12 protein-coding genes and 1 other annotated feature are annotated in these 13,889 nt (G+C 38.7%); all 12 genes read right to left on the reverse strand.

Features of this window, described 5'->3' with window-relative positions; all coding sequences use genetic code 11:
- Positions 1-86: 86 nt before the first annotated feature.
- Entirely contained in the window at positions 87-3,776 is a 3,690-nt protein-coding gene (gene rpoC / locus MKY04_RS21405; RefSeq protein WP_126292329.1) for a DNA-directed RNA polymerase subunit beta', read from the reverse strand.
- A 137-nt stretch (positions 3,777-3,913) separates the two neighbouring features.
- On the reverse strand, positions 3,914-7,480 hold the full coding sequence (gene rpoB / locus MKY04_RS21410; protein WP_346235100.1) for a DNA-directed RNA polymerase subunit beta: 3,567 nt from the start codon (positions 7,478-7,480) through the stop codon (positions 3,914-3,916).
- Positions 7,481-7,859: 379 nt separating this feature from the next.
- Complete coding sequence (locus MKY04_RS21415; protein WP_126292331.1) at positions 7,860-8,462, reverse strand: class I SAM-dependent methyltransferase; 603 nt, start codon at positions 8,460-8,462, stop codon at positions 7,860-7,862.
- An 86-nt stretch (positions 8,463-8,548) separates the two neighbouring features.
- A complete protein-coding gene (gene rplL / locus MKY04_RS21420; RefSeq protein ID WP_126292332.1) occupies positions 8,549-8,911 on the reverse strand; it encodes a 50S ribosomal protein L7/L12 in 363 nt (120 codons plus the stop codon).
- 78 nt (positions 8,912-8,989) lie between these two features.
- A complete protein-coding gene (rplJ, locus tag MKY04_RS21425) occupies positions 8,990-9,490 on the reverse strand; it encodes a 50S ribosomal protein L10 (RefSeq protein WP_126292333.1) in 501 nt (166 codons plus the stop codon).
- A 33-nt stretch (positions 9,491-9,523) separates the two neighbouring features.
- Positions 9,524-9,665 (reverse strand) — a sequence feature (ribosomal protein L10 leader region).
- A 53-nt stretch (positions 9,666-9,718) separates the two neighbouring features.
- Positions 9,719-10,417: a 50S ribosomal protein L1 gene (gene rplA / locus MKY04_RS21430; RefSeq protein WP_126292334.1), complete on the reverse strand. Its 699-nt coding sequence runs from the start codon at positions 10,415-10,417 to the stop codon at positions 9,719-9,721.
- A 125-nt stretch (positions 10,418-10,542) separates the two neighbouring features.
- Positions 10,543-10,968, reverse strand: coding sequence for a 50S ribosomal protein L11 (gene rplK, locus MKY04_RS21435; RefSeq protein ID WP_141396955.1), 426 nt, complete (start codon positions 10,966-10,968; stop codon positions 10,543-10,545).
- 309 nt (positions 10,969-11,277) lie between these two features.
- Positions 11,278-11,814, reverse strand: coding sequence for a transcription termination/antitermination protein NusG (nusG, locus tag MKY04_RS21440; protein WP_346235101.1), 537 nt, complete (start codon positions 11,812-11,814; stop codon positions 11,278-11,280).
- Between the two features lie 364 nt (positions 11,815-12,178).
- The gene (gene secE, locus MKY04_RS21445; RefSeq protein ID WP_126292336.1) at positions 12,179-12,364 is read right to left on the reverse strand and encodes a preprotein translocase subunit SecE; all 186 of its coding nucleotides are present in this window, start codon (positions 12,362-12,364) and stop codon (positions 12,179-12,181) included.
- Between the two features lie 61 nt (positions 12,365-12,425).
- On the reverse strand, positions 12,426-12,572 hold the full coding sequence (rpmG, locus tag MKY04_RS21450; protein WP_346235102.1) for a 50S ribosomal protein L33: 147 nt from the start codon (positions 12,570-12,572) through the stop codon (positions 12,426-12,428).
- A gap of 82 nt (positions 12,573-12,654) precedes the next feature.
- A complete protein-coding gene (sigH, locus tag MKY04_RS21455) occupies positions 12,655-13,302 on the reverse strand; it encodes an RNA polymerase sporulation sigma factor SigH (protein ID WP_126292383.1) in 648 nt (215 codons plus the stop codon).
- Between the two features lie 73 nt (positions 13,303-13,375).
- Positions 13,376-13,888 (reverse strand): NYN domain-containing protein, encoded by a 513-nt coding sequence (locus MKY04_RS21460; protein WP_126292338.1) that lies wholly within the window; start codon positions 13,886-13,888, stop codon positions 13,376-13,378.
- Position 13,889 lies beyond the last annotated feature (1 nt).

Genomic DNA, 13,889 nt, shown 5'->3' on the forward strand with positions numbered 1-13,889 from the left:
ATATTATCACTATCAATTTAAACTGTCAATATTTTTTATAAAATCCACTCGGGAGAAGGATGCTCCCCCGAGTGATTTTACTATTATTATTCAGCAGAAGAAAATTCTTCTGTAGCTTCTACAGCGTCTTCTTCAATACGAATTTGTCGGTAGCGTTGCATACCAGTACCTGCAGGAACTAGTTTACCGATAATTACGTTTTCCTTCAGACCAAGAAGCTCATCACGTTTACCTTTAATTGCAGCATCCGTTAACACACGAGTTGTTTCTTGGAATGATGCAGCAGATAAGAATGATTCTGTTTCAAGAGATGCTTTTGTAATACCTAGGATTACAGGACGACATGTTGCAGGATTTTTACCGCCTAGAATTGCTTCTTTGTTCGCCTCTGAGAATTGGTGAATATCTAGTAATGAACCTGGTAGTACATCTGTATCACCTGCTTCGATTACACGTACTTTACGAAGCATTTGGCGTACCATTACTTCGATATGTTTGTCGCCAATTTCTACCCCTTGCATACGGTATACTTTTTGCACTTCTTTTAATAAGTATTCTTGAACAGTGGCAACATCTTTAACCTTTAATAATTGTTTTGGATCAATAGAGCCCTCTGTAAGAATCTGACCAGGTTTAATTGAATCGTTAAGTTGTACTTTTAAGCGTGCATTATAAGGTGCTTGATATTTACGTGTTTCAATTTCACCTTGAATTGTAATTTCTTTTAAGCCTTCACGAATTTCTTCGATTTCAGATACAACACCTGAAATTTCTGAGATAACCGCTTGCCCTTTTGGATTACGAGCTTCAAAAATTTCTTGGATACGTGGAAGACCTTGTGTAATATCGTTACCAGCAACACCACCAGTGTGGAATGTACGCATTGTTAATTGTGTACCAGGCTCACCGATCGATTGAGCTGCGATAATACCTACCGCTTCCCCAACTTCTACTTCTTCACCTGTTGCTAGGTTAATACCATAACATTTTTTACATACGCCATGCTTTGTATTACATGTGAATGCAGAACGAATTGTCACTTCAGCAATACCAGCGTCTTCAATTTCACGTGCAATATCTTGAGTGATTAATTGATCGCGTTCTAAAATAACCGCACCTGTTTCAGGGTGACGAATTGTTTTCTTTGTATGACGGCCAACAATACGTTCTTCCAATGTTTCGATTACTTCTGTACCTTCCATTAAAGCACCAATCGTTAAACCACGGTCTGTACCACAATCATCTTCGCGTACAATAACATCTTGTGCTACGTCTACTAAACGACGAGTTAAGTAACCAGAATCGGCAGTTTTTAAAGCTGTATCGGCTAAACCTTTACGAGCACCGTGTGTAGAGATGAAGTATTCCAATACAGTTAAACCTTCACGGAATGAAGATTTAATTGGAAGTTCGATGATACGACCAGCTGGGTTGGCCATTAAACCACGCATACCTGCAAGTTGAGTGAAGTTTGATGCGTTACCACGGGCACCAGAGTCACTCATCATGAAGATTGGGTTAGTATCTGGTAAAGAGTCCATCAGTTTAGACTGAATTTCATCTTTTGCAGCAGACCAGCTTGAGATTACGCGGTCGTAACGTTCTTCTTCCGTAATTAAACCACGACGGAATTGAACCATTACTTTATCTACTTTCTTCTGTGCTTCGTCTAAGATTTCATTTTTCTCCGGTAATACGACGATATCTGAAATCGCAACTGTAATACCAGCTTTTGTAGAATATTTGAATCCTAGGTCTTTCATACGGTCAAGCATTTTAGACGTTTCTGTAATATGGAATCGTTTAAACACTTCCGCAATGATGTTTCCTAAGAATTTCTTACGGAATGGACTGATTGGAGCAACAGAAGCAAAATGTTTCTTCAACACTGCTTGTCGTTGTGCTTCAACCTTTTCAGCATCTGAAAGCGCATTGTACCCTTCAGAAGCCTCTACTTCTTTTAATGTTTCTTCATCAATCGTTAAAGTTGTGAAGTATTTCTCTGGTGTTTTTTGCTCAAGGTTAACTGCTGTTGGTTCATTAATGTAAGGGAATGATTCAGGAAGAATTTCATTGAAAATTACCTTACCTACTGTAGTTAATAAGAACATTTTATTTTGTTCTTCTGTAAACGTTTGATTGTTTAATGAACTTGCTTTAACCGCAATACGAGTGTGTAAATGCACTTTACCAGTTTGGTATGCAATTAGCACTTCGTCTGGACCATAGAAAACAGAGCCTTCCCCACGAGCACCTTGACGCTCAAGAGTTAAGTAATAGTTACCTAATACCATATCCTGAGATGGAGTAACAACAGGTTTACCATCTTTAGGGTTTAAGATGTTTTGAGCAGCAAGCATTAATAGACGGGCCTCTGCTTGCGCTTCTGCAGATAATGGAACGTGAACCGCCATTTGGTCACCATCAAAGTCAGCGTTATAAGCTGTACATACTAATGGGTGAAGACGAATTGCACGACCTTCTACTAATGTAGGTTCAAATGCTTGAATACCAAGACGGTGTAATGTCGGTGCACGGTTTAACAACACTGGATGCTCACGAATTACGTCTTCTAAAACGTCCCAAACTTCGTTGTGCAGACGCTCAATTTTACGTTTTGCACTTTTAATGTTATGAGCAAGACCACGTTCAACAAGCTCTTTCATTACGAAAGGCTTGAATAATTCGATAGCCATTTCTTTTGGAAGACCGCATTGATACATTTTTAAGTTTGGACCTACTACGATAACGGAACGACCTGAATAGTCAACACGTTTACCAAGTAAGTTTTGACGGAAACGGCCTTGTTTCCCTTTTAACATATGTGAAAGTGATTTTAACGGACGGTTACCAGGACCTGTAACAGGACGACCACGACGGCCGTTATCTATTAAAGCATCAACCGCTTCTTGCAGCATACGTTTTTCGTTTTGTACGATAATGCTTGGTGCACCAAGGTCAAGTAGTCGTTTTAAACGATTGTTACGGTTAATTACACGGCGATATAAGTCGTTCAAGTCAGAAGTTGCAAAACGTCCGCCATCTAATTGCACCATTGGACGCAGCTCTGGCGGAATAACTGGCAGTACGTCTAAAATCATCCATTCTGGTTTGTTGCCAGAGTTACGGAATGACTCGATTACTTCTAGACGTTTAATTGCACGAGTACGACGTTGACCTTGAGCAGTTTTCAGCTCTTCTTTTAATACATTTGTTTCATCTTCTAAATCAATTTGTTCTAGAAGTTTTTTAATCGCTTCTGCACCCATAGCAGCTTCAAAATCATTGCCGAATTTTTCACGGTATGCACGATATTCTTTTTCAGAAAGAAGTTGTTTCTTTTCTAACGATGTAGCACCTGAATCGATTACTACATAAGAAGCAAAGTAAATTACTTCTTCCAATGCACGTGGAGACATATCAAGAATAAGTCCCATGCGGCTTGGAATACCTTTGAAGTACCAAATATGTGATACAGGAGCAGCTAATTCAATGTGACCCATACGTTCACGACGAACTTTTGCACGTGTTACTTCAACACCACAACGGTCACAAACTACGCCTTTATAACGTACACGTTTGTATTTACCGCAGTGACATTCCCAGTCTTTTGTAGGTCCGAAAATGCGTTCACAGAACAGACCATCTTTTTCTGGTTTTAAAGTACGATAGTTGATTGTTTCTGGTTTTTTAACTTCCCCATATGACCAAGAACGAATCTTATCAGGTGAAGCTAAACCAATTTTCATATATTCAAATTCATTAACGTCTATCAAGGAGCCTACCTCCCTTTAGTATAAGTCCTCTAACGACTTTCCGAAGCTCAACAATTAATTTTAAAGTAACGGTTTGCTTAAATATTTAAAAAAAGAAGGGCAGGCAGATATTTATACCTGCCCAAATTTATGAAACATTATTCAAAAGTTTCTACTGCGTCTTCTTCCTTATCACTAGGAGGTAAGATGTTTAATGCATCTGTTGGCTGAAGTTCGTCTTCATCATCAAGATCGCGAAGCTCAACTTCTTCGTCATTGATTGTTAACATTTTTACATCTAAACCTAATGATTGAAGCTCTTTAATTAATACTTTGAAAGACTCTGGAACACCTGGTTCTGGAACACTTTCACCCTTAACAATTGCCTCGTATGTTTTCACACGACCAACAACATCGTCGGATTTAATTGTTAAGATTTCTTGAAGTGTATACGCAGCACCATAAGCTTCAAGTGCCCAAACCTCCATCTCACCGAAACGTTGACCACCGAATTGCGCTTTACCTCCAAGTGGTTGTTGTGTAACAAGTGAATATGGACCAGTTGAACGAGCATGAAGTTTATCGTCAACCATGTGTGCTAATTTGATCATGTACATGATACCTACAGATACACGGTTGTCGAATGGTTCCCCAGAACGTCCATCATAAAGAATTGTTTTACCATCGCGGTTCATACCCGCTTCTTCCATTGTTTCCCAAACATCCTCTTCATTTGCTCCATCAAATACTGGTGTAGCCATATGAAGGCCTAGGTAACGAGCAGCCATACCTAAGTGAAGCTCTAAAACTTGTCCGATATTCATACGAGATGGTACCCCAAGTGGATTTAACATGATATCAACAGGAGTTCCGTCTGGCATAAATGGCATATCTTCTTCTGGTAAGATACGAGAGATAACCCCTTTGTTACCGTGACGTCCGGCCATTTTGTCCCCAACCCGGATTTTACGTTTTTGAACAATATAAACACGAACTAATTGGTTAACACCTGGAGGCAGCTCATCGCCATCTTCACGATTGAAGACTTTAACATCAAGAACGATACCACCCGCTCCATGAGGCACACGCAATGAAGTATCACGAACTTCACGAGCTTTTTCACCAAAGATTGCATGTAACAATCTTTCTTCAGCAGTTAGCTCTGTTACCCCTTTAGGAGTTACTTTACCTACAAGAATATCACCGTCGCGAACTTCTGCACCGATACGGATAATTCCTCGGTCATCTAGGTTGCGAAGCGCATCTTCACCAACGTTTGGAATATCGCGAGTGATTTCTTCAGGTCCAAGTTTTGTATCACGAGATTCTGATTCATATTCTTCAATATGAACAGAAGTATAAACATCATCTTTTACTAGACGTTCGTTCATAATAACGGCGTCTTCGTAGTTGAAACCTTCCCATGTCATGAAGGCAACTAAAACGTTGCGTCCAAGGGCAAGTTCGCCTTTTTCCATAGATGGTCCATCAGCTAAAATATCTTTCGGTTTAACACGATCGCCAACTTTTACGATTGGACGTTGGTTAATCGAAGTACCGTGGTTAGAACGAGTGAATTTTTGAAGTTTATACTTCGTTAACTCACCTTTAACTTCTTTACCATCAATTTCTTCTATGCGACGCACATGAATAGAACGTGCTTCAACATGTTCTACAATACCGTGGTATTTATTTACTACAGCTGCACCAGAATCACGAGCGTTGACATGTTCCATACCAGTACCAACGAACGGCGCTTCAGGATTTAATAACGGAACAGCTTGACGTTGCATGTTCGCACCCATTAACGCACGGTTTGAGTCGTCGTTTTCTAAGAATGGAATACATGCTGTCGCAGCAGAAACTACTTGTTTAGGAGATACGTCCATATAGTCAACACGGTCTCTTTTAAATACTGTGTTATCACCACGGAAACGTCCTAAAACTTCTTCTTTTGCAAATGTACCATCTGGATTTAATGGTGAGTTTGCTTGTGCAACGATGTAGTTATCTTCTTCATCAGCTGTTAAGTAGTCGATTTGTTCTGTAACTTGCCCTGTTTCTGGATCAACACGGCGATATGGAGTTTCAATGAAACCAAATTTATTTACTTTCGCAAATGATGAAAGTGAGTTAATTAAACCAATGTTTGGACCCTCAGGAGTCTCGATTGGACACATACGGCCATAGTGGGAATAGTGAACGTCACGCACTTCCATACCAGCGCGTTCACGTGTTAAACCACCAGGTCCTAATGCAGAAAGACGACGTTTGTGCGTTAATTCTGCTAGTGGGTTTGTTTGGTCCATGAATTGAGATAATTGAGAGCTACCAAAGAACTCTTTAATCGATGCAATTACAGGACGAATATTAATTAATTGTTGAGGCACGATAGACGCTGTGTCATTAATCGACATACGTTCACGTACTACACGTTCCATACGGGACAACCCGATACGGAATTGATTTTGCAACAATTCACCTACAGAACGTAAGCGGCGATTACCTAAATGGTCAATATCATCCGTATTACCTACGCCGTGCAATAAATTGAAGAAGTAAGACATTGAAGCAATAACATCAGCTGGAGTAATATGCTTCACTTCTTCATCGATATAAGCGTTTGAAATAATGTTAATTTCTTTTTGCGCTTCATCATTTGGTGCATAGATTTTAATCGATTGAATCGTTACATCTTCTTCAAGTACGCCACCAACTTGTGATAACGAGCGGAAGCCAATGCCCTTTTCTAAATAAGGGATAATACGATCCAAAGTACGGCGGTCAAGAACAGTACCTTTTTCAACTAAAATTTCTCCTGTTTCAGGATCAACAAGAGCTTCTGCAATCGTTTGGTTAAACAAACGATTTTTAATGTGAAGCTTTTTATTCATTTTATAACGTCCAACGTTTGCTAAATCATAACGTTTAGCATCGAAGAAACGAGAATATAACAAACTTTTAGCGCTTTCTACTGTTGGCGGTTCACCTGGACGTAGTCGCTCATAGATTTCTAACAGCGCTTTTTCAGTGCTATCAGTATTATCTTTTTCAAGCGTATTACGTAAGTATTCATTATCACCAAGAATTTCAATAATTTCTTGGTCTGAACCGAATCCTAAAGCACGCAGCAATACTGTAACTGGTAGTTTACGTGTGCGATCGATGCGTACATAAACAACGTCTTTAGCATCTGTTTCGTACTCTAACCAAGCACCACGGTTTGGAATTACAGTTGCACCAAAGCCTTTTTTACCATTTTTATCAGTTTTATCATGGAAATAAACACTTGGCGAACGTACTAATTGTGAAACGATAACGCGTTCGGCACCATTAATTACAAATGTACCTGTTTCCGTCATTAATGGGAAATCACCCATAAAGACATCTTGCTCTTTTACTTCGTCTGTTTCTTTGTTGTGGAGACGTACTTTTACACGCAAAGGTGCAGCATAAGTAACGTCACGTTCTTTACATTCATCAACATCATACTTAGGCTCTCCTAAAGTATAATCGATGAATTCAAGTGAAAGATTGCCTGTAAAATCTTCGATTGGAGAAATGTCGCGGAACATCTCACGCAACCCTTCTTCAAGGAACCACTCGTAAGATGCTGTTTGAATTTCAATTAAATTCGGAAGCTCCAGCACCTCTTTAATACGCGCAAAGCTTCTACGCTGGCGGTGTTGTCCGTACTGAACTAGTTGACCTGTCAACTCATTCACCCCTCATTAAAGCGATAATAGGTCTTTGCAAAATCATCTAAATGGTGTATGATTTCGAAAGATTAGAAAACTTGGTTTATCACCATACGATAAACCTGGTTGCAGTTATGTAGAAAAGGAGGTTTACACTTTCTTTTCTACCAAAAAGAAAACGAGTCTTTCCTTAGACGTCATTTTCGGTTAAACTAAACTTATTCATGGCAAGTATACCCAGCACAACAGCATTGCATACAAAAGGGCACACTCCCACAAAATAATAATTTTGCATTTTATTATGTTATCATAGCCCATTTGTCAAGTCAATATTTTATAATTAATCAAATTAGAGACTTCTACTCTATACCTTTAGCACCTTAAATGCTTAGCAATACAGTAAGGATTATTTTTTTGCACGTATAATCCAATACCCCTTTTTCTTCTCAACAATGTCTACTTCTGCAAATTTTTCTTCTAGATGATTTAATGTAGATGGCGCTCCTTGTTTCTTTTGAATTACAATCCACAGTTCCCCACCTGAAACTAGCCTTTCAAAAGCACCATCATAAAATTTAAAGATCGTTTCTTTTCCAGCTCGAATTGGTGGATTGGTTAAGATCGCAGCAACTTGCAATTCATGATCAACCGCAGCAAGTCCATCACTTTCAAATATTCGTACATTTTGAATTCCGTTTAATTGCGCGTTTTTTTGCGATAACGCAACTGCTCGTTCATTAATATCCATCATGTATACTAATCGATGAGGATTTTGCTTCGCAATTGAAAGTCCAATCGGGCCATACCCACAGCCGACATCTAAAATCGCTCCATCGATATCCGGCAATTTAAAGGTCTCAATTAAAACACGGGATCCAAAATCTACTTCGCTTTTACTAAATACACCTGCATCCGTTTCAAATAAAAACGAGTGTCCGAGTAATGTAAATTTCCATTGGCGTGGTTTACTTTCAGTTTGAGGCTTCTTTGAATAATAATGTTCAGACATCTTAACTGCCCTCCTCAAAGAAATGAAGAAAGCCCGTCAAAATAGACGAGCTTTCTTTATTTATTGAAAATAAGATAAGCAATAAATTACTTAACTTCGATTGTAGCGCCAACTTCATCAAGTTTAGCTTTGATTTCTTCAGCTTCTTCTTTAGATACGCCTTCTTTAAGTGGTTTTGGAGCGTTGTCAACTAATTCTTTAGCTTCTTTTAATCCAAGACCAGTGATTTCACGTACTACTTTGATAACTTTGATTTTTTGGTCACCAGCGTTAGCTAGTACTACATCAAATTCAGTTTTTTCTTCAGCAGCAGCTGCTCCAGCGCCACCTACTACTGCTACAGGAGCAGCAGCTGTTACACCAAATTCTTCTTCGATTGCTTTTACTAAATCGTTTAATTCAAGAACTGTCATAGCTTTAATAGCTTCTAAGATTTGCTCTTTGTTCATTTTATTTTCCTCCTATATGGATATTGTTGTTATTTTTAGGCAACTTGCCCGATGTTTAATTTGAAGTTCAGGCTACACTTACGCGCCTTGTTCTTCTTTTTGTTCTGCAACAGCTTTTGTTGCAAGCGCGAAGTTGCGCATTGGAGCTTGAAGTACAGATAAAAGCATTGAAAGTAGACCTTCGCGTGATGGAAGTTCTGCAAGTGCTTTAACGTCATCAGCTGAAGATACATTACCTTCGATGATACCAGCTTTGATTTCAAGTGCTTCGTTCTTTTTAGCGAAGTCATTGATAATTTTTGCTGGAGCTACTACGTCTTCATTAGAGAACGCAACAGCGTTTGGACCAGTTAAGAATTCGTTAATCCCTTCAACACCAGCGATTTCTGTAGCACGACGAGTTAAAGTGTTTTTGTAAACTTTGAACTCAACACCAGCTTCGCGAAGTTGTTTACGAAGTTCTGTAACTTGAGCAACAGTTAAACCGCGGTAATCTACAACAACTACCGATGAAGCAGATTTGAATTTCTCAGCGATTTCTTGTACTTGAACTTTTTTCGTTTCAATAGCATTGCTCATGATTGACACCTCCTATTAGAATGGGTCATTTATACCGACAAAAGAAAAGCCCCTAGTCAAATGCAGACTAGAGGCTGAAAATTCATCATCTAAAAAGAATCCGATTTCGATGTCCTCGGTAGGATCATTAAGTGACAAGCACCCCTACTGTCTACGGTACAAATGGATATTCACAACGACATCCATCTTACCAAAGAAGGGAGTCGTTGTCAACATTTTTTAATTTTATTATTTGTTAACTACGCTAGAAGCATCAATTTTCACTGATGGTCCCATTGTTGTTGTAACGTTTACAGATTTCATGTAAGTACCTTTAGCTGCAGCTGGTTTAGCTTTTTGTACTACATCAAATACAGCTAAGAAGTTTTCTACTAATTTTTCTGTATCGAATGAAACTTTACCGATAGGAGCGTGGATAATACCAGCTTTATCTGCACGGTATTCTACTTTACCAGCTTTGATTTCTTCGATTGCTTTTGTTACGTCAAATGTTACAGTACCAGTTTTAGGGTTTGGCATTAAACCTTTAGGTCCTAATACACGACCAAGTTTACCAACTTCACCCATCATGTCTGGAGTTGCAACGATAACGTCGAACTCAAACCAACCTTGTTGGATTTTGTTGATATATTCAGCATCACCTACGTAGTCAGCGCCAGCAGCTTCTGCTTCTTTAAGTTTTTCGCCTTTAGCGAAAACTAATACGCGTTGAGATTTACCAGTTCCGTTTGGCAGTACTACTGCACCACGGATTTGTTGGTCGTTTTTACGAGTGTCGATACCTAGTTTGAATGCAACTTCAACTGTTGCATCGAAGTTTACAGTACTTGTTTGTTTTGCTAAAGCGATTGCTTCTTCAGCAGTGTATAATTTTGAACGGTCAACTAATTTAGCTGCCTCTTGCAGTCTTTTACCTTTTTTTACCATTATCTTTTCCTCCTTGATTGTGGTTGTAGCGGATATTCCTCCCACGAATAGAGGTTGCGAGAGTTCAATACGAACTTAACGCAACCTCCAAAAACAAAAACATCATCATCAAGTAAAAATGGGAATTAGTCTTCGATAACAATACCCATGCTTCGTGCTGTACCTTCAACCATCGCCATAGCCGCTTCAACTGATGCAGCGTTTAGGTCTGGCATTTTTTGTTCAGCGATTTCGCGAACTTTATCACGTTTAACCGTTGCAACTTTTTTACGGTTTGGTTCACCTGATCCAGATTGGATACCTGCTGCTACTTTAAGTAACACTGCTGCAGGTGGAGTTTTTGTAATGAAAGTGAAAGAACGGTCTTCGAAAACTGTGATTTCAACTGGGATAATTAAACCAGCTTGATCAGCAGTACGAGCGTTGAACTCCTTACAGAATCCCATGATATTTACACCCGCTTGACCTAGTGCAGGACCAACCGGTGGAGCTGGGTTAGCTTTACCAGCAGGGATTTGAAGTTTTACAATTTTAATAACTTTTTTAGCCACGAGACACACCTCCTTAAGTCCGTGATGTGGTAATTGGGTTGCCCCTCCCACTCAATATCTGTCTGTCAGCTAATTGCCGATAACATTAAAAAATTAATTTATATGACAGACTATCAAATTGACAGTCTGACCTATGAAATGATACCACTTTTAATTTATATAAGCAAGTATAAATATTATCCGTTTATAAAATCGAATTTGCGTTTATGGCACTCTGTTCCCCAAGGATCTTTACACCATTCATCAATTATTTCGAATATGCATAAACTATTTTTTACAAATTTCTATCTTCAAGTTTTTAACATAACACTATATTTTTTGAATTTGTTCAAAATCAAGTTCCATCTTAGTTTCGCGACCGAACATATCGATAATTACTTTTACTTTCCCTTTGTCTAGGTCAATTTCTTCCACTTTACCTTGGAAGTGGGCAAATGGACCATCCAATACTTCTACTACTTCGCCGACAGTTACGTCTAATTCGCCGATTGCCTTTTTTGTAATACCCATTTGACGCAGTAAACGGTCTACTTCTTCCGGCAACAACGGAGTTGGTTTTGCTCCACCGCCAGATGAACCGATAAAGCCTGTTACTCCTGGAGTATTACGCACCACATACCATGACTCATCTGTTAAAATCATTTCTACCAGTACATAACCAGGGAATACTTTACGCATAACTGTACGTTTTTTGCCATCTTTTAAATCTGTTTCTTCATGCTCCGGAACTATAACGCGGAAAATATTATCCTGCATCCCCATCGTTTCTACACGCTTTTCAAGGTTTGCCTTTACGCGATTTTCATAGCCTGAATAAGTATGAACTACATACCATCTTTTTTCCATATTATTTTCGGACCTTTCGTCCGTCCCTCCTTCACTATGTCGCATGTGTATTTACGAAACTTCATATTCTTACGTTTATCACAAATTACAACAATTAATCAATTACGCCTTGACGTAATTATGTCCGGATTTCGGACTCGTGTTTGGGCCAACATAATGTTGGTCAGTTAACCGTTGTCGCATGGATGCGACGTACTTAGGTTAACTTCCTTATCTCAACTCCCCGCGAAATCCGTGACATCTGCCAGAGGCTTTATCTTCATTCAGTAGAGGTTTGAACCCCTATTGAATGAAGATAAAAACAAATGAAAAAAACCCGCAAACTTCAAGACGGGCTATTTTCAAAATATTAACATTGCATGAATTATAAATCTAAATACCAACGGAATAGTTTCGAAACGCCTAAATCAACTAACACAAAAAATATTGCCATAAAAATAACTGTTGAAACTACGACAACTGTATATTTTGTAAGCTCTTTACTTTTTGGCCAGCTTGTCTTTCTCATTTCTGACATTACGTCATGCAGAAATTGCTTAATCTTGCCCATTCTAGCTTAACCTCCGAAAAAATCATCTATTCTATGTTTCAATGTTATTTGATGAATAAAGTTATCGTGTTTGCTTATGCACGGTATGCTCATTGCAATGGGAACAAAACTTTTTCAATTCAAGTCGTTTTATTGAACCTTCTTTTTCATTGAATGAGTAGTTTCTTGACCCACATTTCTCACAGCATAAAACTATCTTCTTTGCCATTTTGAAATTCACCTATTTCGGCATTTTGTCTTTTAAAGACTAACACCTAATAACTATGATGTCAACAAGCGGAAATGCTAGCTTATCCGATTTCACCAATTTCAAGATGGCGCTCTAGTTTGCGTTTTACTCTTTGCAGGGCATTATCAATCGATTTTACATGGCGATTCAGTTCTTCTGATATTTCGTTATACGATTGCCCATCTAAATATAACGCAAGTACCTGTTGCTCAAGCTCACTTAATATTTCACCAATCTTTTCTTCCAAGCGTGAATACTCTTCACGATTAATCATTAAATACTCAGGGTCTTCTGACTCCGAACTCGTAATGATGTCCATTAATGTACGATCTGATTCCTCATCATAAATTGGTTTATCGAGAGAAACATAGGAATTAAGCGGAATGTGCTTTTGACGCGTTGCCGTTTTTATAGCAGTTATAATTTGGCGAGTAATACAAAGCTCCGCAAACGCACGAAATGAGGAAAGCTTGTCCCCCTTAAAATCTCGTATTGCTTTATATAAACCTATCATTCCTTCTTGGACAATATCTTCCCTATCTGCTCCAATTAAAAAATAAGAACGTGCCTTCGCTTTAACGAACATCCGATATTTCGTAATTAAATAATCTAACGCTTCTGTATTACCTTGATGTACTTGCTCAACAAGCATTTCATCTGACAGCTCTTCAAATCGGTGTAACACTTGTGTTTGACTACCTTTTAGCAACGGCCTCACCCCAGTAACGTTCGATATTCTAATACGAACAGTATAACGGAAATGGAAAATATCGGTCAATTAGTTATTTCAAACCTCTTCTCCATTTCTCAAAAGCTAGTTCAACTTCTTTTGATAGAGGTATTCTAGATTTCGGTTTTTCCTCGTGTGTCGTCTTCACTTCTGCTGAGATGTTTGATTGTATAATTTCCATTTCTATTTCTAATTCACGTGCGGATTTTCGAAGTGCACCATTTCCAAAAATTACGTTTTGCTCTGTCATATCTGAGGTAGCTACATAGATTTGAATTTTTCTTCCCTTTAGTTCATTTGTTAACTTTTCAATACGTTCATCTGCTGTCTCATTTTTTCTAGTATAAATAATTTCAACACCATTTTGAACGTAGGTTTGTTGCGCACCTGGAACTAAATGGGCATCAAACACAACAATCACCCGCGCCCCTATAGCAGCTCTATATTCTGCCATAAGGTCAAGCAGGCGATTACGGGCTTCCTCAAAATTAGTATCACGAAGAGGACGCAGCTCTTTCCATGCGCCGATCATGTTGTAGCCATCAACAAGTAAAATCGTTTGCATA

The sequence above is a fragment of the Lysinibacillus telephonicus genome (genome assembly GCF_039654155.1).
Taxonomy (GTDB): domain Bacteria; phylum Bacillota; class Bacilli; order Bacillales_A; family Planococcaceae; genus Ureibacillus; species Ureibacillus telephonicus.